Raw genomic sequence first — 1,499 nt, forward strand, 5'->3', positions numbered from 1 at the left:
CAAGACTCGCCCCCAGCTTTCTTGCAAAATCGAATACTTGCTCAACTCAAATCACAGCGCCAAATCAATCGCTTCCGAATTCTTCACACACGACTAAAAAATCGCGCTCGACTGTCAGTTGTCCAATCTTGGCGTGCAGCTTCTCGATCTCGCGTTCGCGAGCGTCCTCGCTCTCCCGCCCGACACCCGCATCAAAGGCCCGGGCCGCCTGTTCCAGCAGTTGCTTCTTCCAGGCATAGATCTGGTTCGGGTGAACCTCGTAGCGCTGGGCCAAATCGGCCACCGTCGCCTGCTCCCGCACCGCCTCCAGCGCGATCTTTGCCTTCAGTGCCGCGTCGATCTTGCGTCTCGTCTTCTTCGTCATTGCTCACTCCGTCTATCAGACGGAGCGGCCTTTTTCCAACTAAGCCTCTGGTCCCAAAATCGGGGGCCATTTCACCGTGCCCCGCGATTAACGGGCGACTACAATGAATTATTTAAGGCTCTCGACAAGGATAGAGCCAGAGCTTTGCGATTTTCTGGAATGCTCATTATCGTCACGTGATTGCCTGGAACCGGTACCGCATGAATGGCCGCCGTACTCAAAACTCGATCCCACCCCCGCATAGGCGAATTTGCTTCTGGACTTGGCGAAGTGTTGGCGGCTCGTGCCCGGTCATTTGGGAGAGGTTCAACGGCATAATACTGATGTATTTCGATTGGCAAGGATGGGACTTGGTACAGCTGCAGCGCTCTTTGGAATTGCGCAATTCTTTCATACACAGCCTGATTCTGGAGGTCTCGATGGGGTGGCAGTGCTCCAATTTGGAGCGCCTTTTCAAGCAGTTCGGCAATCGAACATTGTTTAGCAAATTGCTGCAACAATTCGAAGCGCTCGCCATCCAACGATTGCAGAGATTCCAGCACCACCTCTCGCACAACCTGTGCGAGCGATGCGTTTAATCTATTTGCCGGTAACGTAACATCAATGAAAGCGATGAATGACACAGCTTCATCGAGCTTCAGTAAGCGTTGGGCAATTGCGTAACCCAAGATTCCGCCTGAAGAATATCCTGCGACGCGATATGGACCCTGCGACTGAACCTGCTTGATGGCCAAGATTGCTTGCGAGGCTATCGATTCAAGTGTTAATGGATGAGCTTTATCGAAAGGTGGCCACGGTAGAGTGTAGACGGGACAGTCTACGTCCATTTCGGTCACCAAACTAAGTACATAGGAACAATCACCCAAGCCTGTGGGAACGAAGAAGAGCGGCGGCTGCGATCCGGTTGCTCTAGCGCAAATCACGTCCAGATCACTGGGATGCGGCTCCAACCGAATCTTTGATGCAAGTTCCTTGAGAACAGGGGCTTGGAAGATGTCTGCTGCGCTGAACTTGAGCCCGAGATCCACTGCACGACTGAGCAGCTGCACCGCCAAGAGCGAGTGGCCGCCCAGTTCGAAGAAGTGGTCGTGGCGACCAACCCGCGCCAGCCCCAGAAGCTCCGCCCAGATCTTGG

At 53.9% G+C, this 1,499-nt stretch carries 2 protein-coding genes; both read right to left on the bottom strand.

Annotated elements, in window-relative coordinates; translation table 11 throughout:
• Positions 1-64 precede the first annotated feature (64 nt).
• Positions 65-364, bottom strand: coding sequence for a transposase (locus K289_RS0140800; protein WP_027556541.1), 300 nt, complete (start codon positions 362-364; stop codon positions 65-67).
• 98 nt (positions 365-462) lie between these two features.
• Positions 463-1,499, bottom strand: a 1,037-nt coding sequence (locus K289_RS50060; RefSeq protein WP_245284155.1) for a thioesterase domain-containing protein, incomplete at its 5' end; no start/stop codon positions are given.

Source organism: Bradyrhizobium sp. Cp5.3 (assembly GCF_000426265.1).
Classification (GTDB): domain Bacteria; phylum Pseudomonadota; class Alphaproteobacteria; order Rhizobiales; family Xanthobacteraceae; genus Bradyrhizobium; species Bradyrhizobium neotropicale.